At 66.6% G+C, this 24567-nt stretch carries 23 protein-coding genes and 2 tRNA genes; 19 read left to right on the plus strand and 6 right to left on the minus strand.

Annotated elements, in window-relative coordinates; all coding sequences use genetic code 11:
* Positions 1–3: 3 nt before the first annotated feature.
* Complete coding sequence (locus ACFV4R_RS01900) at positions 4–1599, minus strand: hypothetical protein (protein WP_377202203.1); 1596 nt, start codon at positions 1597–1599, stop codon at positions 4–6.
* A 308-nt stretch (positions 1600–1907) separates the two neighbouring features.
* Between ACFV4R_RS01900 and ACFV4R_RS01905 the strand changes: the two genes are divergently transcribed.
* The 4 genes from ACFV4R_RS01905 (at position 1908) to ACFV4R_RS01920 (ending at position 5660) form a co-directional block, all read left to right on the plus strand.
* Positions 1908–1979, plus strand: a tRNA-Gln gene (locus tag ACFV4R_RS01905).
* Positions 1980–2107: 128 nt separating this feature from the next.
* Positions 2108–2183: transfer RNA gene (locus ACFV4R_RS01910), tRNA-Glu, on the plus strand.
* A 91-nt stretch (positions 2184–2274) separates the two neighbouring features.
* Positions 2275–4050, plus strand: coding sequence for a dynamin family protein (locus ACFV4R_RS01915; RefSeq protein WP_377202202.1), 1776 nt, complete (start codon positions 2275–2277; stop codon positions 4048–4050).
* Complete coding sequence (locus ACFV4R_RS01920; protein ID WP_377202201.1) at positions 4047–5660, plus strand: GTPase; 1614 nt, start codon at positions 4047–4049, stop codon at positions 5658–5660. The genes ACFV4R_RS01915 and ACFV4R_RS01920 overlap by 4 nt, the downstream gene beginning before the upstream one ends.
* A gap of 9 nt (positions 5661–5669) precedes the next feature.
* Here the strand turns inward: ACFV4R_RS01920 and ACFV4R_RS01925 are convergent, their stop codons facing one another.
* Positions 5670–6230: a DUF1697 domain-containing protein gene (locus tag ACFV4R_RS01925; protein WP_377202200.1), complete on the minus strand. Its 561-nt coding sequence runs from the start codon at positions 6228–6230 to the stop codon at positions 5670–5672.
* Between the two features lie 56 nt (positions 6231–6286).
* Entirely contained in the window at positions 6287–7006 is a 720-nt protein-coding gene (locus ACFV4R_RS01930) for an IclR family transcriptional regulator (RefSeq protein WP_009356552.1), read from the minus strand.
* 113 nt (positions 7007–7119) lie between these two features.
* Here ACFV4R_RS01930 and leuC point away from each other — a divergent pair, with 113 nt between their 5' ends.
* The 6 genes from leuC (at position 7120) to ACFV4R_RS01960 (ending at position 13648) form a co-directional block, all read left to right on the plus strand.
* Complete coding sequence (gene leuC / locus ACFV4R_RS01935; protein ID WP_377202199.1) at positions 7120–8574, plus strand: 3-isopropylmalate dehydratase large subunit; 1455 nt, start codon at positions 7120–7122, stop codon at positions 8572–8574.
* A 9-nt stretch (positions 8575–8583) separates the two neighbouring features.
* On the plus strand, positions 8584–9186 hold the full coding sequence (leuD, locus tag ACFV4R_RS01940; protein WP_377202198.1) for a 3-isopropylmalate dehydratase small subunit: 603 nt from the start codon (positions 8584–8586) through the stop codon (positions 9184–9186).
* Between the two features lie 159 nt (positions 9187–9345).
* Entirely contained in the window at positions 9346–10671 is a 1326-nt protein-coding gene (murA, locus tag ACFV4R_RS01945; RefSeq protein WP_091720961.1) for a UDP-N-acetylglucosamine 1-carboxyvinyltransferase, read from the plus strand.
* A 9-nt stretch (positions 10672–10680) separates the two neighbouring features.
* Positions 10681–11454: a lysophospholipid acyltransferase family protein gene (locus ACFV4R_RS01950; protein ID WP_377202197.1), complete on the plus strand. Its 774-nt coding sequence runs from the start codon at positions 10681–10683 to the stop codon at positions 11452–11454.
* Positions 11451–12497 carry an NAD(P)H-dependent glycerol-3-phosphate dehydrogenase gene (locus tag ACFV4R_RS01955; protein ID WP_377202196.1) on the plus strand — a complete coding sequence of 349 codons (1047 nt, stop codon included), beginning with the start codon at positions 11451–11453 and terminating at the stop codon, positions 12495–12497. The genes ACFV4R_RS01950 and ACFV4R_RS01955 overlap by 4 nt, the downstream gene beginning before the upstream one ends.
* Positions 12498–12499: 2 nt before the next feature.
* Positions 12500–13648, plus strand: a complete 1149-nt coding sequence (locus ACFV4R_RS01960; protein ID WP_377202195.1) for a D-alanine--D-alanine ligase family protein — start codon at positions 12500–12502, stop codon at positions 13646–13648.
* A 39-nt stretch (positions 13649–13687) separates the two neighbouring features.
* On the opposite strand, the gene ACFV4R_RS01965 is transcribed toward ACFV4R_RS01960, so the two are convergent.
* Positions 13688–14191, minus strand: coding sequence for a DUF3515 domain-containing protein (locus ACFV4R_RS01965; RefSeq protein ID WP_377202194.1), 504 nt, complete (start codon positions 14189–14191; stop codon positions 13688–13690).
* 147 nt (positions 14192–14338) lie between these two features.
* On the opposite strand from ACFV4R_RS01965, the gene ACFV4R_RS01970 reads away from it, so the two are divergent.
* From ACFV4R_RS01970 to rsmD, 4 genes are read left to right on the plus strand one after another with little or no spacing between them, the layout of a single operon-like run.
* Positions 14339–15367, plus strand: coding sequence for a thiamine-phosphate kinase (locus ACFV4R_RS01970; protein WP_377202193.1), 1029 nt, complete (start codon positions 14339–14341; stop codon positions 15365–15367).
* Positions 15368–15389: 22 nt separating this feature from the next.
* Complete coding sequence (locus tag ACFV4R_RS01975; protein ID WP_377202192.1) at positions 15390–16382, plus strand: DAK2 domain-containing protein; 993 nt, start codon at positions 15390–15392, stop codon at positions 16380–16382.
* Positions 16372–18645, plus strand: coding sequence for an ATP-dependent DNA helicase RecG (locus ACFV4R_RS01980; RefSeq protein ID WP_377202191.1), 2274 nt, complete (start codon positions 16372–16374; stop codon positions 18643–18645). Before ACFV4R_RS01975 ends, ACFV4R_RS01980 begins: the two co-directional genes overlap by 11 nt.
* Before the next feature lie 51 nt (positions 18646–18696).
* Positions 18697–19311 (plus strand): 16S rRNA (guanine(966)-N(2))-methyltransferase RsmD, encoded by a 615-nt coding sequence (gene rsmD, locus ACFV4R_RS01985; RefSeq protein WP_377202190.1) that lies wholly within the window; start codon positions 18697–18699, stop codon positions 19309–19311.
* Positions 19312–19351: 40 nt separating this feature from the next.
* Here the strand turns inward: rsmD and ACFV4R_RS01990 are convergent, their stop codons facing one another.
* The gene (locus ACFV4R_RS01990) at positions 19352–20140 is read right to left on the minus strand and encodes a spermidine synthase (RefSeq protein WP_377202189.1); all 789 of its coding nucleotides are present in this window, start codon (positions 20138–20140) and stop codon (positions 19352–19354) included.
* Positions 20140–21369 carry an aminotransferase class I/II-fold pyridoxal phosphate-dependent enzyme gene (locus ACFV4R_RS01995; RefSeq protein WP_377202188.1) on the minus strand — a complete coding sequence of 410 codons (1230 nt, stop codon included), beginning with the start codon at positions 21367–21369 and terminating at the stop codon, positions 20140–20142. The genes ACFV4R_RS01990 and ACFV4R_RS01995 overlap by 1 nt, the downstream gene beginning before the upstream one ends.
* Positions 21370–21412: 43 nt before the next feature.
* Between ACFV4R_RS01995 and coaD the strand changes: the two genes are divergently transcribed.
* From coaD to mutM, 5 genes are all read left to right on the plus strand, one after another.
* Positions 21413–21913 (plus strand): pantetheine-phosphate adenylyltransferase, encoded by a 501-nt coding sequence (gene coaD / locus ACFV4R_RS02000; RefSeq protein WP_015937423.1) that lies wholly within the window; start codon positions 21413–21415, stop codon positions 21911–21913.
* A gap of 122 nt (positions 21914–22035) precedes the next feature.
* The gene (locus ACFV4R_RS02005) at positions 22036–22560 is read left to right on the plus strand and encodes a DUF177 domain-containing protein (RefSeq protein ID WP_091720936.1); all 525 of its coding nucleotides are present in this window, start codon (positions 22036–22038) and stop codon (positions 22558–22560) included.
* Between the two features lie 36 nt (positions 22561–22596).
* Positions 22597–22800 carry a 50S ribosomal protein L32 gene (gene rpmF, locus ACFV4R_RS02010; RefSeq protein ID WP_009356569.1) on the plus strand — a complete coding sequence of 68 codons (204 nt, stop codon included), beginning with the start codon at positions 22597–22599 and terminating at the stop codon, positions 22798–22800.
* A 20-nt stretch (positions 22801–22820) separates the two neighbouring features.
* A complete protein-coding gene (gene rnc / locus ACFV4R_RS02015) occupies positions 22821–23549 on the plus strand; it encodes a ribonuclease III (RefSeq protein ID WP_377202187.1) in 729 nt (242 codons plus the stop codon).
* 6 nt (positions 23550–23555) lie between these two features.
* Positions 23556–24527 carry a bifunctional DNA-formamidopyrimidine glycosylase/DNA-(apurinic or apyrimidinic site) lyase gene (gene mutM / locus ACFV4R_RS02020; RefSeq protein ID WP_377202186.1) on the plus strand — a complete coding sequence of 324 codons (972 nt, stop codon included), beginning with the start codon at positions 23556–23558 and terminating at the stop codon, positions 24525–24527.
* The last annotated feature ends 40 nt before the right edge of the window (positions 24528–24567 follow it).

Genomic DNA, 24567 nt, shown 5'->3' on the forward strand with positions numbered 1-24567 from the left:
CGCTTAGTCCGTTCCCGGACGGGCAGCGCGGCGGCGCAGGACGAGGAAGGCGGCGACGCCGGCGGCCAGCAGCAACCCGACGAGCAGAAGCGCCGTTGCAGGGCCTTTCAGCCATGACGACGGCGATACTGCCGCCACCTTGGCGTGCAGCTCTTCCGTACCGGCGGCAAGCTGTGAGTTCCCGTTAGCCAGGGTGCCTGCGCCCTCCGCCAGCTTTCCCGAACCGTCGTCCAGCTTGCCGTTGCCCTCGGCGAGCTTTCCCGTGCCCTCTGCCAGTTGGCTGCTGCCTGCCTGGAGCCTGCCTGCCCCGGCGCTCAGCTGGATGGTCCCGTCGGAGAGGGCCTGCGCCCCAGCGAGGAGGCCGGGGTTTGACGGGTCGCCGTCGCCGTTAATCCCTGTCATGAGCTTGGCGGTGCCGTCATTGAGGGTGTTGGCGGCGTAGATCAGTCCCGGCCTCTCCGGGTCCCCGGGCACGCCGTCCATGCCGGTGCGGATCTTGGCCGTGCCGTCTGCCAGCAGGGAAGTGCCCAGGACCACTCCCGGGTTGTGCGGGTCCGTGGAGTTGAGCCGCTCCGCCAGCGTGGCAAAGCCTGCCGTGAGCCTGCCCGCACCGGAATTCAGCTCGTCCGCTCCCTCAGCGAGGGTGCTGGTTCCGGCTTTGAGCCTGCCTGCGCCGTCGCTGAGGGCAACCGCCCCGGAGTCGAGCGTTCCGGCACCAGCATTGAGCTGGGCTGCCCCCGAATAGGCCCTGCGGCCGCCCTCGGCAAGCTTGGCAATCTTGTCCTTGAGCAGGCCGATCGGCACCAGGCCCTGGGGACCATTCGCCGCAGACTCGAGCTGGTCAAGGCCCTGGCTGAGAGCAGCCAGCCCATCTCCCTTCGCGGGGTCGTTGCCCGCGCCCGGGTATCCCTCAAGCCGATCCGTTCCGGCCTTGAGCTGGGCTGTGCCGCCACGCAGGGCCTCCGCGCCGGCGTTGAGGGTGCCCGCACCGGTGTCCAACTGTCCTGCGCCCGCAGCGAGGCGGCCGGCTCCTGCCGCCAATTGCCCGGCGCCGTCAGCAAGGTTGTTTGGCGCGTTCCCGGCCGGCGAGGGGGTCAAAGCAGTGGAAAGCTCGACGGCACCTGCCTGGAGCTTCCGGGCGCCGTCATCGACCTGGTAGACGCCCGGAACGAGCCTGTTGACTACGTCGTTGCGGAGCTTGGTGGTACCTGAATGCAGCTTGTCCGCTCCGGGTGCCAGTTTGTCGCGGACTCCGGAGTAGATCTCGCCCGCCCCGGACTGGAGGGCCACGGCGCCGGTGTTCAGTGCCTTTGTCCCGTCCTCGACTTTTGCTGAGCCGTCCCTGACCTGGACGGCGCCCGAGTTGGCTGCCCCGGCCCCGGTGGCGAGCTGGCCAGAGCCGTCCCTGAGTTGGGCCGCGCCGGCCGCTGCCCTGGCGGCGCCATCACTGAGCCGGGCGGCGCCACCGGATATCTGGCCGGTGAGATAGGTGTAGAAGGCAAGGACTAGAACTAGCAACAGGGATAAAGCGAAAATTGCGATGGATTGGGACCGGCTCTTGCGGCCGTCTGCCGCAATGGCTGCTGTACGGGTTGTCAACGCTGACTTCCTAACCCGCCACCGGACGACGCTGCCCGGCGGCGAAGACCATGGTGGTTGGAACGGTTCCAGTTCTTCGGAGGTGCCCGGTTGGCAGGGCATGCATCTAGTTACCGATGAGTAACTTACCCGACAGTAACTTTAAATTTGACCCATGGGCAAGGGTTAATTCCGGGGTGGTGTCGGGCGCGGCGGAAGGTCCGGCCGCCTCGATTTGTGCGAGCCGAAAGTCTCGGGTAGAGTATTTTCTCGTGCTGAGGCGCACGGAGCAGGGCGAAAGCCTTGAAGACCGGGCCCGAAAGTTCCATTGGGATATGGTGTAATTGGCAACACTACGGTTTCTGGTACCGTCATTCTAGGTTCGAGTCCTGGTATCCCAGCTCTGGTTTGAATATGGGTTTCCCTCTTCATGCCAGGCAGTTTCAGCCGGTTCGCCGATTTGAAACTAAAGCGAAGTGTATGAAACAATGACTGAGCTTGAACGGCGGAAACGCCAAAAAAGGTACTTGGCCCCATCGTATAGCGGCCTAGTACGCTGCCCTCTCACGGCGGTAACGCGGGTTCGAATCCCGCTGGGGTCACCAATGAAATGGTCCCGGGCAATAAACCCGGGGCCATTTTGTATTTCCGGCCATATTCAATTCTTCCTCTGCCATCAGCTGGCATGATGTTGCTGTGAGCTCACCGAATGAGGACCGCCACGCGGACCGGCAGGAGCAGCGGAACACGGCAGCCGTGTCCCTGCTTGAACAGGTCCGCGGCACCCTGGCGGAGGTGGCATTGCCCCTGGTCCTGCCGGGGGCGGAGCAGGGGCGGCATGACGCCGCGGCCGGTGTGGCCCAGCTCGACGACTACATCCTTCCCCGCTACCGCAGCCTCGATGCCCCGCTGCTTGCCGTCGTCGGCGGGTCAACCGGTGCCGGAAAGTCAACCCTGGTGAATGCGCTGGCCGGCCACCCCGTCACCCGCTCGGGTGCCATCCGCCCCACCACCCGCCAGCCGATCCTCCTGCACCACCCTGCCGAAGCCGCCTGGTTCGAGGGCAGCCGGGTCCTGCCGGGCCTGGGCCGGATCCGCGGTGCCTTGTCCGACGGACCTGTCCCTGCAGCCCAAACGGTGACGGGACCGGACGCCGCTGCCGTCTCCTCGCTGGTCCTGCTAGCCGATGAGGCCGTTCCGGCGGGCATTGCGCTCCTCGACGCCCCCGACGTCGATTCCATCTCTGATGACAACCGGAAGCTCGCCGGACAGCTGCTCGCGGCCGCTGACCTGTGGATCTTCGTCACCACAGCCAACAGGTACGCGGACGCCGTCCCCTGGCGGCTGCTCCTGGATGCGGCGGCGAGGGACATCATGGTGGCGGTGGTCCTGGACAGGGTACCGTCCGGCGCGGAGGAAGAAGTCAGCGAGGACCTGCGGAGACTCCTCGACCGCGAGGGCCTGGCCGGTGCCCAGCTCTTTGTCATCCCTGAGTCCACGCTGGATCCGCTGGGCATGCTGCCCGCCGGAGCTGTCCTTCCGCTGCGGAACTGGCTCACCGGCCTCGCCGCTGACGCCGCAGGCCGGGCCGACGTCGCGCGCCGCACCCTCAACGGTGCGGTCCGGGCACTGGCCGGCAGGGTTGCAGCGATCTCCGCGTGCGCCGCAGAGCAGCAGCGCGCGGCGCATGCACTGGAGGCAGGCGTTGGTGCCGCCTACAGGGACGCGGGCAGCAGGATCCTCGACGCCACGCGCGACGGCGCACTTCTCCGCGGGGAAGTGCTGGCCCGCTGGCAGGACTTTGTGGGCACGGGTGAGTTCTTCCGGACTCTCGAGCAGAACGTGGGCCCCTTCCGCGACCGGTTGGGTGCGTTCTTCCGGGGTGAACCGCCGCCGGCCATCAAGGTCGAAGCAGCCATCGAAACGGGCCTGCAGGCCGTTATGGTCGACGAGGCAGCAAACGCCGCCGAGGAAACCGACCACCGCTGGCGGTCTGACCCGGCCGGCAGGCAACTGCTGGGCACAGACGACCTTTCGGGGACCGGTCCCGGGTTCGCGGACCGCGCAGCACAGGAGATCCGCGCCTGGCAGGAGGCGCTGATGGAACTTATCCGCACGGAGGGCCAGGGAAAACGGACCCAGGCCCGGTGGCTCTCCTTCGGTATTAACGGGCTGGGTGCCGCACTGATGATCGTCGTCTTCTCTATGACAGCAGGCCTGACCGGGCTGGAGGTCGGCGTGGCAGGGGGAACCGCCGTCGTGGGCCAGCGCCTGCTGGAGGCCGTGTTCGGTGAAGACGCTGTGCGCCGGATGGCCGAAAAGGCACGCACGGACCTGGCGGCCCGCTGCCAGCTGCTGCTCGAGGAGGAGCAGCAAAGGTTCCTGGTCCGGCTCCCGGCAGCAGACACGATGGCTGCCGGCGTACTCGACAGCCAGGCCGACGCACTGGCCCGCCTGGCGGGGACCGCGTGAGCCGGCACAGCGGCGCCCGGGATTCATCACGGCTGGACCGGCGCCTGGAAGCACTGAACGATGCGCGGCAGCTGGCCGGTGGTGTCCTTCCGGACGCGCAGCTGGAGGAGGTCTTCCAGATCCTGGAGCGGGCCGGATCGCGCCGCTCCCTGTCAGCGGAACACACCGTGGTGGGGTTCTTCGGTGCCACCGGCAGCGGAAAGTCCTCGTTGTTCAATGCCGTGAGCGGCGGTGACATCGCGACGACGGCGGCGCGCCGTCCCACAACATCGGAGCCCCTGGCGGGGGTCTGGGGGGTGGACGGCAGCGAACCGCTCCTGGACTGGCTTGATGTCCGGAACCGGCACCACGCAGCTCCCGTGGAAGGCTTTGCTGGCGAGGACACCGGCCTGATCCTGCTGGACCTGCCGGATTTCGATTCCACCCGGGCGGCCAACCGTGAAGTGGTCCAGCGCATGGTGGGACTGGTGGATGTGCTCGTTTGGGTGCTTGACCCGCAGAAGTATGCGGACGCGGCCGTCCACCAGGATTTCCTCGCCCCGCTGGCCTCGCACGGCGCCGTCACCCTGGTGGTCCTCAACCAGGTGGACAGGCTCCCCGCCCACGACGTGCCGCCGGTGCTGGAATCCCTCCGCGGGATCCTTGCCGCCGAGGGCCTGGGCAAAGTGAAGGTCCTCGCCGCTTCTGCGCTGACGGGCCAGGGCGTGGACGGCGTGCGTGCTGCGATCAGGAACGTAGTGGTGCAGCGCAAGGCCCGCTCGCAGCGGCTGGAGGCCGACGTCGCGAAGGCTTCCAGGGAACTGCGGGACGCGTCAGGGGACGGTGAAGCCGCCGGCGTCCGGAACCAGGCGACGGCCAGACTGGGTACGGAGCTGGCGGCGGCAGCCAACGTGCCGGTGGTTGTCAGTGCCGTGGCCCGTTCCTACCGCCTCGAATCCGTCCGGCGGACGGGCTGGCCCGCCACCCGATGGCTTTCGAGGTTCCGGCCCGACCCCTTGCGCAGGCTCAACCTCCGCAGGGACGCTCCGGCCGAACTCAACCGCACGTCGCTTCCGCCCGCCAGTGCCCCTGAGCGGGCGCGCACCGACTCGGCCGTCAGGGAGTTTGCCGACGCCGCCAGCGCCGGCGCGCCGGGCCCTTGGCGGGCCGCCATCCGCAGCGCAGCCCGGGAGGGCCGGGAGCGGCTTCCGGACGCCCTTGACCAGGCCATCGCCGGGACCGACCTCGGAGCCAACCGGAAATCCTGGTGGTGGGGCGTCTTCAACGTGGTCCAGTGGCTGGCCCTACTGACCGTCCTGGGTGGCCTCGGCTGGCTGGGCGGCCTCGCGGCCCTGCAGTATTTCCAGATGCCGGCGCCGGAGCCACCACGGGTGGAAGGGTGGCCGGTGCCCACCCTGATGGCGGCGTTCGGAGTGGTGCTGGGGATCGTGCTGGCCCTGGCCGGCCGCTTTATTGCCGCAGGAGCCGCCGCGGCACGGGCATCGAGGGCACGGAAACGGCTGGAAGCGGCCGTGGCCGGGGTTGCGCGGAATCTCGTGGTGGAGCCGGTTGAGGTGGAGGTCAGCAGGCTTGCGGCGTTTAACGCGGCACTGAAGGTGGCGGCGGGCTAGGGGAGGGACTCACCCCTTGGCGCCGGCGGCTTCCAGGCCGGCAGCAGCGTCCCGCACCTTGATCATGGTGCGCAGGTTGCGGGTAGTGGTCGCCGCCTTGAATTTGGCCTTTGACGAAATCTTGCTGAACGGGCTGTCCAGGGTACCGCCGGCCGGTGCGAGCCAGGCGAGGGCTTCCGGGCCAAGCCGGTGTTGCCTGTGGATGTCCCCGAGTGCCTGGCCCGCAGCGTCCAGTTCGTCCAGGACTGCGTGGTCGGAGGACAGTGTGATGTATGAATGGGTGGACTTGTCGTCCTCCGGATACGGGCACGCCGCCACCAGCTCAGCCACCCTGCCGGACGGGAGGACCACCACCCAGGCCTCGTAGCCGAACGCGGCGCGAAGGGCCTTCTCGCACTCCCGTTTCACGCCGGCGGCGTCCAGTCCGCTGGCAAGGACCACGTTGCCACTGGCCAGCAGTGTCTTGGCGTCCGCGAAGCCGCTGCTGTTCAGCGCGTCCCGAAGGTCCGCCATTTTGATGTTGATGCCGCCCACGTTGATGCCGCGGAGAAATACTGCGTAGCTGCCCATGGGCCACAGCCTAACCGGCGGAGGGCGGGTTGGGTGCGGGTTTGGCCCGACGGCGGTCAGTCGTTGTTCTTGCGCAGCGCTTCGGTGAGGATGCGCCCGGCGTTGCAGACCACTTCAGCATGCAACCTGCCGGGCTGCCGGGTAAGCCGCTCAATGGGGCCGGAGATCGATACGGCCGCAATGACGCGGCCGGACGGTCCGCGCACCGGTGCCGAGACCGAGGCGACCCCCGGCTCGCGTTCGCCGAGGCTCTGGCCCCAGCCCCGCCGTCGTACGCCTGCCAGGACTGTCGGCGTGAAGCGCGCGGACTGCAGGCCCTCAAGCAGGCGGTCGTGGTCTTCCCAGGCAAGCAGGACCTGGGCAGCGGAGCCGGCTTTCATGGACAGCTGGGTGCCGACCGGAATGGTGTCGCGCAGGCCGATGGGGCGCTCGGCCGACGCCACGCAGACCCGCCAGTCGCCCTGGCGGCGGAAGATCTGTGCGCTCTCGCCCGTGGCGTCGCGAAGCTGCATCAGGACGGGGCCGGCAGAAGCGATGAGGCGGTCCTCGCCGGCCGCCGATGCCAGTTCAACCAGCCGGCTGCCAAGCACGAACCTGCCCTGGATGTCGCGGCTTACCAGCCGGTGGTGGACCAGTGCGAGGGCGAGGCGGTGGACAGTGGGACGGGCCAGTCCGGTGGCCGCTACGAGCTGTGCCAGCGTGGTGGGGCCGGCTTCGAGCGCGTCAAGCACCTGTGCTGCTTTATCAATGACGCCGACTCCACTAGAATTGTCCATGTAATGATATTGCCGTCTCATTATCTGAGATGCAAATCTTTCGGCTGGCGCAGTACGGAGCCGTCCTGCTTCAGTTGAAGCATTCAGCCAAACAGCAGTGAAGGGAGATGGCCATGGCAAAGACATTGGCCGAGAAAGTCTGGGACGCGCACGTGGTGCGCAAAGGCGACGGCGCAGGTGCCAACGCCCAGCCCGACCTTCTCTTCATCGACCTTCACCTGGTCCACGAGGTCACGTCCCCGCAGGCCTTTGAGGGCCTGCGCCTGGCAGGGCGCCCGCTGCGTCGCCCGGACCTGACCATTGCCACGGAGGACCACAACACTCCCACGCTGGACATCGACAAGCCTATCGCCGACCTCACCAGCCGGACCCAGATCCAGACGCTGCGCAACAACTGCGCCGAGTTCGGTGTCCGCCTGCACAGCCTCGGTGATGCCGAACAGGGCATCGTCCACGTGGTGGGTCCGCAGCTGGGCCTCACCCAGCCGGGCATGACGGTGGTCTGCGGCGACTCGCACACCTCCACGCACGGCGCTTTCGGCGCGCTGGCCATGGGTATCGGCACCTCCGAGGTGGAGCACGTCATGGCCACCCAGACCCTGTCCCTGAAGCCGTTCAAGACCATGGCCATCAACGTTGAGGGCACGCTGCGCCCCGGCGTCACGGCCAAGGACATCATCCTGGCGGTCATCGCCAAGATTGGTACCGGCGGTGGCCAGGGCTACGTCCTGGAATACCGTGGATCCGCCATCCGTGCCCTGTCCATGGATGCCCGCATGACCATCTGCAACATGTCCATTGAAGCCGGCGCCCGCGCCGGCATGGTGGCGCCGGACGAGACCACCTACGCCTACATGCTGGGCCGCCCGCACGCCCCCGAAGGCGCTGACTGGGTTGCCGCCGTCGAGTACTGGAACACCCTGCGGACCGACGACGACGCCACCTTCGACGTCGAGGTGGACCTGGACGCCGACACGCTGGAGCCGTTCGTCACCTGGGGCACCAACCCCGGCCAGGGCGTGTCCCTGTCCCAGGCCGTTCCGTCCCCCGAGGACTTCGGCGATGAAAACGCCAAGGCCGCCGCCGAACGCGCCCTGCAGTACATGGGGCTGGAAGCCGGCACACCAATGAAGGACATCCGGGTGGACACCGTGTTCCTCGGTTCCTGCACCAACTCCCGCATCGAGGATCTCCGGGCCGCCGCGGACATCATCCGCGGCCGCGAAAAGGACCCGAAGGTCCGCATGCTCGTGGTGCCGGGCTCTGCACGCGTCCGCCTCGAAGCGGAGGCTGAAGGCCTGGACCGGGTGTTCAAGGACTTCGGTGCCGAGTGGCGCTTCGCCGGCTGCTCGATGTGCTTGGGCATGAACCCGGACCAGCTGGAACCGGGGGAGCGCTGCGCCTCCACCTCGAACCGCAACTTCGAGGGCCGCCAGGGTAAGGGCGGCCGCACCCACCTGGTATCCCCGGTGGTGGCAGCGGCTACGGCAGTCCGCGGCACGCTCAGCTCGCCGTCGGACCTTGATCCTGCCCCCGAATCCGCCGCCATCCACACCGACGCAGCCTAGGACGCAACCATGGAAAAGTTCACCAAGCACACCGGCATCGGCGTTCCGCTGCGCCAGAGCAACGTCGACACGGACCAGATCATCCCCGCGGTGTACCTCAAGCGCATCACCCGCACCGGCTTCGAGGACGCCCTGTTCTCTGCCTGGCGCAAGGACTCCTCCTTCATCCTCAACCAGGAGCCCTTCAACGCCGGCTCCGTCCTGGTGGCCGGTCCCGACTTCGGCACCGGTTCCTCCCGCGAGCACGCGGTGTGGGCACTGAAGGACTACGGCTTCAAGGCGGTGCTCTCCTCCCGGTTCGCCGACATCTTCCGCGGCAACTCGGGCAAGCAGGGACTGCTGGCCGCCCAGGTGGCGCAGGACGACATCGAGTTGATCTGGAAGGAACTGGAAAACGCGCCGGGAACCCATGTGACCGTTGACCTGGAGTCGAAGACCGTGGTGTGCGGCAACATCGTGGCCCCCTTCGAGATTGACGACTACACGCGCTGGCGCCTGCTCGAGGGCCTGGACGACATCGGCCTCACCCTGCAGCATGAGGCCGATATCACGGCCTACGAGGCCACCCGGCCCTCCTTCAAGCCCAAGACCCTGCCTGCCAAGGTTTCCTAGGGCCAGCGCCCAGCTCCTTGGCCCTGCGCGGGGCGCCGTACTTCGCCGCCACGCCCCGGCCAAGGAGCCTGCGTATTTCGGTTCGGTAACGCGACCTCCTATGCTTGGGTGGAGCCTTTGCAAGGATTTGGGGGCGAGTAATCGTGAGGAAACCGGTATATGAGTAGTGTTCTGACAATCCGCGGCGGAGTCCCGCTAACTGGCCGCGTCACCGTCCGGGGGGCCAAGAACCTTGTCCCCAAGGCAATGGTGGCGGCGTTGCTAGGCAACGAACCGTCGGTGTTGCGGAACGTTCCGGAGATCAAGGACGTGGAGGTTGTCACCTCCCTCCTGCAGCTCCACGGCGTGACGGTCGAGAAGGACCCGGTCAGCGGGGACCTTACCCTTGATCCGAAGGCCGCTAAGACGGCGTCCAGCACAGCCATTGACGCCCACGCCGGGGACTCCAGGATCCCCATCCTGCTGTGCGGCCCCTTGATCCACGCCATTGGCGAAGCTTTCATCCCGGACCTTGGCGGCTGCAAAATCGGGGACCGGCCCATCGACTACCACCTGGACGTGCTCCGCCAGTTCGGCGCCGTGGTGGAAAAGCGCCCGGGCGGCATCCATATTTCTGCCCCCAAGGGCCTGCACGGCGCCAAGATCTCCCTGCCTTACCCGTCCGTGGGCGCCACCGAGCAGGTCCTGCTCAGCGCAACCCGCGCCGAGGGCATCACCGAACTCAGTGGTGCCGCCACGGAGCCGGAGATCATCGACCTCATCGCCGTGCTGCAGAAGATGGGCGCCATCATCAGCGTCCAGACCGACCGCACCATCCGCATCGAGGGCGTCCGCGACCTCGGCGGCTACAACCACCGTGCCCTCTCCGACCGCAATGAGTCGGCGTCCTGGGCGTCCGCTGCCCTGGTCACGCGCGGCGACATCTTCGTCGAGGGTGCTTCCCAGCGCGACATGATGACCTTCCTGAACACCTACCGCAAGGTGGGCGGCGGGATGGACATTGGCGAAGACGGCATCCGTTTCTACCACCCCGGGGGGAAGCTCAACCCACTGGTGCTCGAGACCGACGTGCACCCCGGTTTCATGACCGACTGGCAGCAGCCGCTGGTGGTGGCACTGACCCAGGCCGAGGGCGTCTCGATCGTCCACGAAACCGTGTACGAGAACCGCTTCGGCTTTACCGACGCGCTCATCCGGATGGGTGCCAGCATCCAGGTGCACCGCGAATGCCTGGGCAGCGTGCCCTGCAGGTTCGGGCAGCGCAACTTCCTGCATTCGGCGGTCATCTCAGGGCCCACGCAGCTCAAGGGCACCGACATTGACGTGCCGGACCTGCGCGGCGGGTTCAGCCACCTCATTGCCGCATTGGCCGCCACCGGCGTCTCGCGGGTGACGGGCATCGACATCATCAACCGCGGCTACGAGCGCTTCACTGAGAAGCTGGCCGGGCTGGGTGCCGATTTCGACATCACTGCCGCGAAGTAGCGGGCTGCCGTGAAGGAATCTGCCAAGAGCAGGGCCACATTTGTGTTCATCGCCGGCATTGCCCGGCCGCTGCTGAACCTCATGATGGGCAAGAAATGGGAAGGCATTGAAAAGCTTCCCGCCGGTGGATTCATCGCCGCGCCCAACCACTGCACGGAGATCGATCCGCTGGTGGTGGGGCACATGCTGTACAACCAGAAGCGGGCGCCGCATTTTCTCGCCAAAGCAGGCCTGTTCAAGGTTCCCGCACTCGGGTGGCTCCTGCACGCCACCAAGCAGATCCCGGTGGAACGCTCGACGGCGGGAGCGAACCGGTCGCTGCAGGTGGCCCAGGAGATCGTGGCGGAAGGCGGCGCCATCATCATCTACCCGGAAGGCACCCTCACCCGTGACCCGGACCTGTGGCCGATGAAGGGCCACACGGGAGCAGCCAGGCTCGCGCTCGAAGGCGGTATTCCGGTGGTCCCGATCGCCCACTGGGGAGCGCACGAGGTGTTTCCGCGCTACGGCAAAAGGTTCCACATCTTCCCCCGCAAAACATCAAGGGTCGTCATCGGTGACCCGGTGGACCTGAGCGCCTTCGCCGGCCGGCCGCTGGACAAGGCCACGCTGACGGAAGCCACCGAAGCCATCATGGATTCCATCACCGGCCTCCTCGCCGGCCTGAGGGGTGAGGAACCGCCCGCCGAGCGCTGGGATCCGTCAAGGAAGCAGCAGTCCAAGCACGGTCGTTTCATGGAGCGTGGCGGCCAGCACCCCGGCAACGGGCCGGACGAGCAGTGACCCTCAACCTGGCGGGTTCAGCCCGCTCCGTCGCCGTCCTGGGCGCCGGTTCCTGGGGAACAACCTTCGCGAAGATCCTGGCCGACGCCGCCACGGCGGCAGGTACCCCGCGTGAGATCAGGCTGTGGGGCCGCCGGGGTGAAGTGGTTGAGCAGGTCAACAACAGCCACCGCAACCACCAGTACCTCAAGGACGTGCCGCTGCCGGCCAGCATCACGGCGTCCACCGACGTCGGGGACGTGCTCCACGGGGCCGACCTCGTAGTCCTTGCCGTCCCCGCCCAGTCGTTGCGCCCGCAGCTGCGGGAGTGGCGCCACCTCGTCGCCCCTGATGCTGTGGTGGTCTCGCTCATGAAGGGCCTCGAGCTCGGCACGGATGCGCGCATGAGCCAGGTCATCAGCGAGGAGCTCGGCCTCGAGGCCGGCAGGATCGCCGTCGTCTCCGGTCCCAACCTGGCCATGGAAATTGCGCGGGAGGAGCCCACCGCCTCGGTGGTCGCCTGCGCCGATTCCGCCGTCGCCGGCTGGCTGGCGCGCAGCTGCACGGCCCCCTACTTCCGTCCCTACACCACATCTGACGTGGTGGGCGTGGAGATCGGCGGGATCGTCAAGAACGTGATTGCGCTGGCAGTCGGAATCTGCGAAGGCAAGGAGATGGGGGACAACACCAAGGCCTCCGTCATAACCCGCGGCCTGGCCGAGACGTCACGCCTGGCCCTTGCCCTCGGCGGAGAAGCCAAGACCATGGCCGGGCTTGCCGGACTGGGCGACCTCGTGGCCACCTGCTCATCGCCGCTGTCCCGGAACCACACCGCGGGACGGCTGCTGGGCCAGGGCCTCACGCTCGAGGAGGTGGGCCAGAAGATGACCCAGACCGCCGAAGGCATCAAATCCGGCCAGGCCGTGCATGAACTGGCAGGCAAGCTGGGCGTGGAAATGCCCATCACCGCCGCCGTTGTGGCCGTGCTGGCCGGCAAGCTGTCCGTTGACCAACTGGGACCCGTCCTGCTGTCCCGGGAATTGAAACCTGAAGGTGATGACTGACGATGTCCCACAACAACCTGACGTCAGGGGAGCCGGCCCGGCTTCCGAAACCGCGGGTAGCGGTCCTGTTCGGCGGCCGGTCCAGCGAGCACGCTGTCAGCTGCGTCACCGCCGCCGGAGTTCTCGGGGCCATTAACAAGGACAAGTACGAGGTCATCCCCATCGGGATCGCCAAATCGGGCCAGTGGGTGCTGGCCGCCGGTGACACTGCCCAGTGGTCCCTTGCCGGCGCGGCGCTGCCTGAGGTGGCACCGTCCGACCAGACTGTCACGCTGGCTGAGATCGGTGGAGAGCATCAGCTGATCGTCGCTGCCCCCAATGAGGTTCCGCAGGAACTGGGCACGGTGGACGTGGTCTTTCCCCTCCTTCACGGGCCCTTTGGTGAAGATGGAACCATCCAGGGTCTCCTGGAACTTTCTGATACCCGGTACGTCGGCGCCGGGGTCCTGGCTTCCGCCGTAGGCATGGACAAGCACTACATGAAGGTTGTCTTCGAATCAGCCGGCCTCCATGTTGGGCCCTATGTCGCTGTTACCGACAGGCAATGGCAGAAGGACCCCGAGGCTGTCCGGAAGCAGGTCGACCGGCTGGGCTTCCCCGTGTTCGTCAAGCCCGCACGGGCAGGCTCCTCCATGGGCATCTCCAAAGTCGACTCGCTGGAAGGGCTGGATGCAGCCATCGAGGAAGCGCGCCGGCACGACCTCAAACTGGTCATCGAGGCCGGCATCGTGGGCCGTGAAATCGAGTGTGCCGTGCTGGAAGGCCGTGGAACCGATGCGCCCCGGACCTCCATGCCCGGCGAGATTTCCGTGGCCGGTGGCGGCCACGAGTTCTACGACTTCAACGCCAAGTACGTCGAGGACGACGCCGCGTCGCTGAGCTGCCCGGCAGACATTCCCGATGAAGCCATCGCCCGGGTGCGCGACCTCGCCGCTGCAGCGTTCGATGCTGTCGGGGCCGAAGGCCTGAGCCGCGTTGACTTCTTCTACACGCCTGACGGCGAACTGATCATCAACGAGATCAACACCATGCCCGGGTTCACGCCCAAGAGCATGTACCCGCAGATGTGGGCTGCGTCCGGGCTTGGCTATGCCGATCTGATCGACGAGCTGATCCACCTGGCCCTGAACAGGAAGACCGGACTGCGCTGACCTGCGTTTTCCCGGGAGTCCGGGCGTGCCGAAACCTGCCTACTGGCTCTGGGGCAGGTCCTGCAGCTCCTGCTGGCCCACGCAGTTGCGGCCGGCCGGCACCTTGCCTGCCGCCGTGGCGAGGTCGGCCAGCACTGTAGCGGAGCTGATCTTGTCCGGGTCCATCAGGATTTCGGTGGCGGGTTCGCGGCCATAGGTAGTGAGCGTCCACACCGTATCGCCCTCTTTGATGACCCAGTCAATGCCGTTGACCGTGACGCAGCGGTCCGTGGTGGGGCCAGGAACGTTCACGCCGCAGCGCAGGATCACCAGCGAGGGATCGCCCCAGGCCGCGGTGGCCTGGCTGTTGGTCTGCCGCAGCTTTGCCTCACCAATGGTGTCCGGGAGGGCCACCATCATCGGCGCGCAGGCGGGGTTGGCGGCGTCCTGGGCGGGGGCAACGTCGACGGCGGGAGAACAGCCTGCCAGCGGGAGGGCCACCATGGCCCCAATGAGCACCGTCCTGGCAGCACGGCGGGGCAGGGACAGGTGGGGGCGGGGCATAGTCCAAGCCTATCGCCGGAACGGAGTGTTCCGGACATTCCCCCACCCTTCCGGAACAGCTGGCAGCTCACCCAAGCTCGTGTGACCACTTGCCCTGCCGGGAATGTCAGTGCCGCGCTGTAGCGTAGTGGGGTGCCTGAAAAGCCTATGACTGAAGCAGATTCCCCGGTGGTTGCGGCCCTTTCCGAGGCCGAGCTGCTGGCCCGGATCTTCCCCCGGCTGGCCATGGACGCAGGGCATTCCGCCGCCACCCTCCTCGGCCCGGGCGACGACGCCGCCATCATCAGCGCGCCTGACGCCAGGACGGTCATCAGTATCGACACCCAGGTCCAGGACCAGGACTTCCGCCTCACCTGGCCCAACGGATACTGCACCACCGGGTTTGACGTCGGTTGGAAGGCTGCCGCCCAGAACCTCAGCGACATCAATGCCATGGGTGCCCGGGCCACCTCCATGGTGGTAAGCCTCACGTTGCCGCCGGACACTCCGGTGGCCTGGGTGGAGCAGCTGGCCGACGGCCTCACCGCCGGGATCCGGGAACTGGGAGCGTCAGGCTGTTCGGTGGCTGGCGGCGACCTTGGCCGGGGCCGGGAAATATCCGTGACCGTAGCAGTGCTCGGCACGCTCGACGGCGGGAAGCCGGTCCTCCGCTCGGGCGCCAGGCCAGGGGACGTCCTTGCCCTGGCAGGTACAGCGGGCCGCGCCGCGGCGGGCCTGGCCCTCCTGGAGTCCCAGGTCCAGATAGGACGGCTGGACCCGCAACAGCGCAGCCTGGTGGACCTCCAATGCCGTCCCGTACCGCCGCTCGGGGCCGGGCCCGCGGCGCGGGCGGCGGGTGCCACCGCAATGCTGGACATCTCGGATGGCCTGCTGCGGGATGGAAACCGGATCGCATTGGCCAGCAGCGTCTCCGTAGACCTTGATCCTGACAGCCTGGAGCTGCTGGCTGCTGCCCTGGAACCTGCCGCGGCCCTGCTGCAGACGGATCCAGGGGCGTGGTTGCTGGGTGGGGGCGAGGACCATGGATTGCTCGCCACCTTCCCGCCGGACGTTCAGCTTCCTCCCGGATTCACTGCGATAGGCTCGGTACAAGCACTGGGAATCGACGAAGGTCCGCGCGTGACGATTGCGGGCCGGGCCGCGGACACCGGGGGATGGGACCACTTTGCAGACTAAGATCGCCGCCAATGCCCAGGCTATGAGGCGGTGGCTCAACAAAGCGGAAACCGCGCTGGGCAACCACAGCGACCGCCTCAATGCCATCAATATCTTCCCTGTCGCGGACGGCGACACCGGCACCAACCTCTACCTCACGGTCCGGGCCGCCTCCGATGCCCTGGACGCGCTGGACCCGTCAGTCACGGACGTCGGCGCCGTCCTTACCCATGCGGGCCAGGCAGCCCTGGAAAAAGCCCGGGGCAACTCCGGGACGCTGTTCTCCGTCTTCCTCTGCGCGGCGGCGGAACCCCTCGCGGGCCAGCAGCGCCTCAGTTCGGCCCTGCTGGCAACAGCCCTGCACCGGGCCCAGATCCGTGCCTGGACTGCGTTGAGCGATCCCGTGCCCGGCACCATGCTTTCTGTCATGGAAGCCGCGTCCCTGGCGGCCGGAGAGATCGACGCCCTGCATCCCGGAGACGACAGTAACCACGCCCTCGGGGTGACGCTGGACGCAGCGGTGGCCGCAGCATTGGCCGCCGTCGTCTCCACGGAGGACCAGCTCGATGCCCTGCAGGCAGCCAAGGTGGTGGATGCCGGCGGCGTGGGGCTGCTGCTAATCCTGGACTGCCTCCGTTCCGTGGTCCTGGGGGAGGAGCTGCAGGGTACGCTGCTCGATGACCTTCACGGCTACAGCGTCCAGGACCCCCACATCCACACCAGCATGCCGGTGGACGAAGGCGTGGAGGTCATGTGCACCATCAGCCTTTCGCCCCTGGACGCAGCCACGCTCCGTCAGCACCTGGACGAGTTGGGCGACTCGGTCATCATGAGCCAGCTGGGCGGTGGGGAAGCCGGCGATGGCACCTACCGGTGGCGGGTCCACGTGCACGTCCCCACGCCGGGTCCTGCCGTGGAACTGATCCGCACCCTGGGTACGCCCACCGACATGTCCATCAGCGCCCTGTCTGACACGTCCGGCCACCTGAACCAGGCGCTCCAGGAGGCAGTGGACTCCGGTGGGCATGAACGCTGAGCCCGGCCTCGCCCTCGAACGCCGCATCGGCAAGCGTTCAGCGGGGGTCATCGAAAAACACCTCAACATCAGTACGGTTGAGGGCCTGCTCAACTATTTTCCGCGGCGGTACATGGCGCGCGGTGAACTGACACCCATCAGCGAACTGCCGCGTGACGAAGAAGTGACCCTCATCGCGCGCGTACTCTCGAGCAATACCCGTTCCATGCAGTCACGCAAGGGAACCATTACCGACGTCGTTATCTCAGACGACGACGGCCGCAACGGTCTTAAGCTGGTTGGCGGTACTGATTTCCACGGCAAGGTCCCCGGGACCCTGAAGGTCAGCTTCTTCAACGCCTTCCGGGCCAAGAGCGAACTGCAGCCCGGCCGCCGGGCATTGTTCTCCGGCAAGGTCACCAGTTTCAAGGGGTCCCTCGGCCTGACCAACCCCGATTTCCAGGTATTGGATTCGGACCCCTTCACGGCCGGCGGCGATGACCCGGAGAAACTCGCGGCCATGCCCATACCCGTGTACCCGGCCACGGCAAAGCTGCCCAGCTGGAAGATCCAGAAGGTCATCGCCACGCTGATCGAAACCGTGGACCTCGGTGCCCTTCCGGATCCCGTTCCGGAGACCGTCGCCGCGCGGGAGGAATTCCTGCCGCTCGCGGAGGCTTACCGGCTGATCCATGAGCCGGAGACGGCCGCGGACTGGCAACGCGCACGGCACCGCTTCCGCTACCAGGAGGCGCTGGTGCTGCAGTCTGCCCTGGCCAGGCGGCGGTCCCAGCTGGCCGCTGAGGAAGCAACGGCCAGGCGTCCGGTCCGGGACGGCCTGCTGGCCGCATTCGACCGCAACCTTCCCTTCACGCTGACCGACGGCCAGGCTGCCGTCGGAAAAACCCTGGCGGCCGGGCTCGCCGCTGACCACCCCATGAACCGCTTGCTGCAGGGCGAAGTGGGTTCAGGTAAAACCGTGGTGGCGCTGCGGGCCATGCTGCAGGTGGTGGACGCCGGAGGCCAGGCCGCCCTGCTGGCTCCAACGGAAGTCCTCGCCGCCCAGCATTTCGACTCCATCCGCCGGACCCTCGGCCCGTTGTCCAGGGATGGATTGCTCGGCGCATTCGGCGGCACGGACGGGGAAGCGGTGCAGGTCAGCCTGCTGACGGGTTCCATGCCTACCGCGGCCCGCAGGCAGGCCATGCTGGACGCCGCGTCAGGGACAGCTGGGATCGTCATCGGTACCCATGCATTGTTGAGTGACAACGTGTCCTTCTACGATCTGGGACTGATCGTGGTGGACGAGCAGCACCGCTTTGGCGTGGAGCAGCGCGATGCCCTGCGGGCCAAGGCCAGGAAACCCCCGCACCTCTTGGTGATGACCGCTACGCCCATCCCGCGCACCGTGGCCATGACCGTCTTTGGCGACCTTGAAACCTCCACCCTGGACGAACTTCCCAAGGGCCGTGCCCCCATTTCCACCCATCTGGTCGGCCTGGCGGAGAACCCGGGCTGGGCCGGGCGGATCTGGGCCCGTGCCCGCGAGGAAATTGATGCCGGCCACCAGGTCTATGTTGTCTGCCCCAAGATCGGCACCGACGACGACGGCGACTTCAGTCCGGGGGAAGCGGAGCCGGCCGCCGCCGACCTCGAGGAGAACGGACGGGAGCTTGCCTCCGTGACAGCCGTCGTCGAGCAGTTGGAGGACGAACCATCCATTGCCGGCGTGTCCGTGGCCCCGCTGCATGGACGCCAGGACCCTGACCTCAAATCGGCCACCATGGCAGGTTTCGCGGCCAACTCCGTCAAACTGCTCGTTTCCACCACCGTCATCGAGGTGGGCGTGGACGTCCATAACGCAACGATGATGGTTATCCTGGACGCCGACCGGTTCGGCATCTCGCAGTTGCACCAGCTTCGGGGCCGGGTGGGCCGGGGCGGGCTTCCGGGTACCTGCCTCCTCGTCACCTCGCTGGAACGCGGGCATCCCAGCCGGCGTCGTCTTGAGGCGGTAGCGGCCACAACCGACGGTTTCGTCCTGTCCCAGGAGGACCTCAAGCTGCGCCGGGAGGGCGACATCCTTGGCGCCTCCCAGTCCGGCGGGCGGTCCACGCTCAGGCTCCTCCGCGTCCTGGAGCACGAAGACATCATTGCCCAGGCGCGTTCCGACGCCCAGGAAATCGTCACCGGCGATCCGTCCCTCGCTGCCCACCCAGAACTGGCGGATGCCATCGACAGATACCTCAACCCTGAGAAGGAGGCGTTCCTTGAACGCGGTTAGCAAGCACCGTGCCGGAATCAGCAGGACCGCGGCCGGACAGCGGGTGCCCGCATGAGCCGGATCATTGCAGGGGCGGCCGGCGGCACCCCGCTGTCCTCCGTCCCAGGCTCGATGACCCGCCCCACTACCGACCGCGTCAAGGAGGCACTCTTCTCCCGCCTGGATGCCTTCGACGTCATCGCCGGAGCCCGCGTACTGGACCTCTACGCCGGGTCCGGTTCGCTGGGGGTTGAGAGCGGCAGCCGGGGAGCCGGCAGCGTGGACCTTGTCGAATCCGACGCCAAGGCAAGTGCGGTGTGCCAGCGCAACGCAGACCTGATCAACGGCATTGCGGGCCGCAAGGCAGTAACCGTCCACCGGTCCAAAGTTGAGCCCTTCCTTGACCGCGCCGCGGAGTCGGCAGCGTGGGACCTGGTATTCCTGGACCCGCCGTACCCGCTCGACGAAGTGGCCCTCGCCGCGGTGCTGCGGAAACTCGCGGCGCACCTTGCGCCGTCCGCCGTCGTCGTCGTGGAAAGATCCTCCCGCTCGCCCGAACCGGACTGGCCCGCCGAACTAGAACGGTTCGCCGAGAAGAAGTACGGCGAGACCCGGCTCTGGTTCGCTGAGCCTTACGTGCCGGACGCCATTGACAGCGATGACCTTCCGGCCGCTGCGGAGTCCTAGCAGCCTCCTGCTGCCCGGATAACGCTGAGGGGCCGGGCGGCTATGGGGCGAGGCGGTCCAGGTCCACTCCCGCCAGCACGCTCGCCGGGTGCGGGCCGCGGGCAGTGAGTTGGGCGGACCACTCCTGCGGCCAGGCCCCCTGGGTCCCGGCGAGGATGATGTTGCCGGGGTAACGGCCCTCGAACATGCCGGTTTCGGCGAAGGCCGCAACGTCAGCCATGGTCTCGCGCAGCGCGGCCACCTGGCTTCGGACCAGGGTAAGCGCGGGCTCGTCTCCCACGTTGACCACCAGCAGCCCCGAGGGTTCCAGCTTCGCCCGGACTTCGCCGTAGAAGTCGGCGCAGGCGATGTGCGCCGGCGCTTCCGGGCCGGAGAAGATGTCCAGGATGACGACGTCGAACGTGAGCCCCGGGTCAAGCTCGCCGAGTGCCTGCCGGGCGTCGCCGATGATTGCGTGCAGGTCCGTTCCCTCAGGCAGGGGCAGTTCCCGCAGGACGAAATCCAGCAGCTCGCGTTCCAGCTCCACCGCGTACTGCTTTGAGCCGGGGCGGGTGGCCTGGATATAGCGGGCCAGGGTCAGCGCCCCCGCCCCCAGGTGCAGCGCACGGACAGGCGCTCCTGCGGGTGCCGCCAGGTCAACCAGGTGGCCGATCCGGCGAAGGTACTCGTAGAAGATGTCTTCGGGGTGGGACAGGTTCACATGCGACTGCTCTGCCCCGCCGATGCTGAGCACATAGCTGCCGTCGGTGAACGCGTCCGGCTCGATGGTGGCGTGCTGGCCGGTGCCGCGGAGGAACCGGGAGGCGTTTCCGGGTTTGCCGGCCGCCATCAGAGCCTGCTGCTGAGCGTGGCCAGCCGCCCGGCTGCCTCTTCGAGGACGTCCGCTTTCTTGCAGAAGGCGAAGCGGAGCAGGCTGCGCGTGCGTTCAGCACCTTCCGGGTGGCAGAACACGGGCACCGGGATGGCAGCCACCCCTACCAGCCCGGGCAGTCGCCGCGCGAGGTCCACCGAATCGGTGATGCCCAGGGGCGCCGTGTCGACGTTGACGAAGTACGTGCCCTGCGGGGTGTAGACGCCGAAGCCGGCGGCGCGCAACCCCTCACTGAGGATGTCGCGCTTGTGCTCGAGCGAGGCCGCTATTCCCTGGTAGAAACTGTCCGGGAGGCCCAGCCCTGCTGCTATGGCGGGCTGGAACGGAGTGCCTGAGCTGTAGGTCAGGAACTGCTTGACGGTCCGCGCGGCGGCCACCAGCTCTTCGGGCCCGGTGAGCCACCCAATCTTCCAGCCCGTGAGGGAGAAGGTCTTCCCGGCTGAGGAGATGGTGATGGTCCGTTCGGCCGCACCGGGCAGGGACGCCACCGGAATATGGCGGACGCCGAAGGTGAGGTGCTCATAGACCTCATCGGTGATGATCAGAACGTCGTGCTTTTGCGCCAGGTCCACGATTTTCTGCAGCACCTCACGGGGAAAGACCGCCCCGGTGGGGTTGTGCGGATTATTCAGCAGGACCACGCGGGTCCGTTCGCTGAAGGCGGCCTCAAGGGCGGCCAGGTCCGGCATGAAATCGGGCGCGAGCAGCGGCGCAGTGACATGCGTGGCCCCCGACAGTCCGATCACTGCGCCGTAGGAATCGTAGAACGGTTCAAGGGTGAGGACTTCATCTCCGGGTCCGGTAAATGCCAGCAGCGCGGCGGCGATGGCCTCGGTGGCACCGGTGGTGATCAGGACCTCCGTGTCAGGATCCGGGGTCAGCCCGTAGAAACGTTCCTGGTGGGCGGCCACCGCGGCACGCAATTGGGGGATACCTTTACCGGGCGCGTACTGGTTGGCGCCCGCTGCGATGGCGTCCCGGGCGGCGTCGAGGATTTCCTGCGGGCCGTCTTCGTCGGGGAAACCCTGGCCCAGGTTGATCGCCCCGGTCTGGACCGCGAGGTTGGTCATCTCCTCGAAGATCGTGACGCCAAGCCCGCCGTCAGCGGCCAGCAGGTTCGCTCCCAGGGCGGTTCGCTGCCATGGGGCGGGGGCAGAAGGCGCGGAAAGTTCCCGTGACGCATGCATCCAGTCATGGTATCCCGGGCTTTGCATGGGGTAGGTTCGGAGCATGAGACGAGCTGTCTGCCCCGGATCCTTTGATCCCATCCATAACGGCCATCTCGAAGTCATTGCCCGCGCTGCCGGTCTCTTCGACGAAGTCATTGTGGCCATCTCCACCAACTACGCGAAGAAGTACCGGTTCAGCCTCGATGAGCGGCTCGAAATGGCGCGCGAGACCCTCGCGTCCCTCAAGGGAATAGTCGTGGAACCCGTAGGGGAAGGTCTGCTGGCTGAATACTGCCGGCAGCGGGGCGTCTCGGCCATCGTCAAGGGCCTCAGGTCCTCCTCGGACTTTGATTATGAACTGCCCATGGCCACGATGAACAGGCAGCTGAGCGGCGTGGAAACTGTTTTCCTGCCTGCCGAAGCGCACTACATCCACCTGTCGTCGACCCTCATCAAGGAGGTGGCCGGGCTGGGCGGCAACGTCTCCGAGTACGTTCCCCGTTCCGTGCTGCGGAGGCTGCTGGCGGGCGAGCCTTCGGCGAATCAGCAGCCCAGGCGGTAGGCTGGTCCGGTACTTCGGCGGTATCGCCGGCCGGTTTGAGTCCCCGTGGCTCTTCAGGCTAAGATGGTACGTCGGTCATATGTTCAACAGGAGTTCTCATTAAAAGAGATGCTGGTTCGCCCTTGGCGTTCGACGTCAAGGACCTCGGGCGCAGCCCGGGAAGCATGCGGACACTGAAGGAACATGTACCCGCACCGGGTGATCTTGGTGTGGCACTCATTGGCGTTCAGGAAGGCTCGGATGTCGAGCTGGACCTGAGGCTGGAGGCCGTACACGAAGGAATTCTGGTATCAGGAACCGTCATCGCCGGTGTAACCGGGGAATGCGGCCGATGCCTGGATCCCCTTGCGTATGACCTTGAGGTCAATGTGCAAGAACTTTTCTTCTACGAAGGCGTTGAGCTTTCTGACGGAGAAGAAGATGAAGAGCAACGTCGAGTCGAGCACGATGTAATCGATCTTGAACCGGTGTTGCGGGACGCGGTTGTCACCAACCTGCCGTTCCAGCCGGTGTGCCGGGAAGACTGCCAGGGCCTTTGCTCCGAATGCGGAGTACGCCTGGAAGACGAGCCGGGGCACCACCACGAGGTCTTGGATCCTCGCTGGGCTGCCCTAGCTGATATGGCTAAGCCTGACCGGCAAAATTGATTTGTACGTGTTTGTCTAGAGAGAAATGAGTTAGCCGTGGCTGTTCCCAAGCGGAAAATGTCTCGCTCGAATACCCGCGCCCGCCGCTCGCAGTGGAAGGCGACCGCCCCCCACCTGGTGAAGACCGTTGAAAACGGCCAGGTCACCTACAGCCTGCCGCACCAGGCTAAGGTCGTTACCGACTCTGCTGGCACTGCGCTGTTCCTTGAGTACAAGGGCCGCAAGGTCGCTGACGTCTAATTGGCCACTCAGGCTGACTGATGTCTTCAACTGAAGAGCTTCTGAAGCGTCTCGGTGTCACTATTGACGCCGGGACGCTTCGTCTTGCGCTCACACACCGTTCCTACGCCTACGAAAACGGCGGGATCCCCACCAACGAGCGGCTGGAATTCCTGGGGGACTCAATCCTGGGCTTCTCGGTCACGGATTCCCTTTACCGGGACAATCCGGATCTTCCCGAGGGCGAGCTGGCCAAGCGTCGTTCGGCCGTTGTCAGCACGCGTGCGCTTGCCAACATCGGCCGGAGCCTTGGCATCGGCGAGTTCATCTACCTGGGACAGGGCGAGAAACTCACGGAGGGTAAGAACAAAGCCTCCATCCTCGCTGACACCATGGAAGCGCTGATCGGTGCCACTTACGTCTCCAACGACATTGAGACCGCGCGCCAGCTGGTCATGCGCCTGATCGGGCCGATGCTCAAGGATGCCGCAGTGCTGGGCGCCGGTACCGACTGGAAGACGAGCATCCAAGAGCTTGCGGCGAGCCGGCAGCTTGGATCCATCCATTATGCAGTGGAGGGTGCGGGGCCGGACCACGCACGCACCTTCAGTGCTGTCCTGAACATCGGCGGCAAGCCGTACGGCAAGGGCACGGGCCATTCCAAGAAGGAAGCGGAGCAGGAGGCCGCGGCGGATGCGTGGCGCGTCCTGTCCGGACCGGGTGCTGCTGACGGCGCCGTAAAGTCCTCCGGTTCCGCCGCTGCCAAGTAGGCTGCCATGCCTGAACTGCCCGAGGTGGAGGTGGTCCGCCGCGGCCTGGTGAGCTGGGTCCGCGGCAGGACCGTTGAGTCCGTCGATGTCCTGGACCCCCGCTCCATCCGCCGCCACGCCCTGGGCGTGGAGGACTTCATCGGCAACCTGCAGGGTGCCACTGTGTCCGACGTCGTCCGGCGCGGTAAATTCCTTTGGCTCCCGTTAAGCGATGGTTCTGTCCGCCAGCAGGCAGCAGGCAACGGACATGCCCCACCACCGGTGGTGGCACTGATGGCCCACCTTGGCATGAGCGGGCAGCTGCTCATGCAGGATGCGGACGTCCCGGACGAGAAGCACCTGAAAGTCAGGCTCCATCTCAGCCCCAGTGACGGCATGCCCGCTCAGTTGCGGTTCGTGGACCAGCGCATTTTCGGTGGGCTTTTCGTCACCGCGTTGGTTCCCACAGACGACGGCGGCCCCGGCGGCCTCGCGGAGTCGCCCCTTCCGCTGATCGCCGAAGAAGCGTCCCATATTGCCCGGGATCCCCTGGACCCGGCGTTCTCGTTCGACCTTTTCTATCAGCGCCTGCGCGGGCGGAAGACCGGGTTGAAGCGGGCGCTCCTGGACCAGGGGCTGGTTTCGGGCATCGGGAACATCTACGCCGATGAGGCCCTCTGGCGTGCGCGGCTGCACTACGCGCGGCCCACAGACAAGCTCCGGCGGCCAGACGTCCTCCGCCTGATCGAAAGCGCCCGTGAGGTCATGCTCGATGCCCTGGCCGCCGGCGGAACCAGCTTCGATTCCCTGTACGTGAATGTCAACGGCGCCTCCGGATACTTCGACCGGTCGCTCAACGCCTACGGGCGGGAAGGCGAGCCCTGCAAGCGATGCGCGGCCGCAGGAATCCACGCCACCATCCGGCGTGAACAGTTCATGAACCGGTCCTCCTACACGTGCCCGGTGTGCCAGCCGCGTCCCCGCAACGGACGCTGGTAGCCCCAACCAAAAGTTTCGGCTTTCTTGATTCCCCAACCGG

This window comes from Pseudarthrobacter sp. NPDC059871 (assembly GCF_042731175.1).
Taxonomy (GTDB): domain Bacteria; phylum Actinomycetota; class Actinomycetes; order Actinomycetales; family Micrococcaceae; genus Arthrobacter.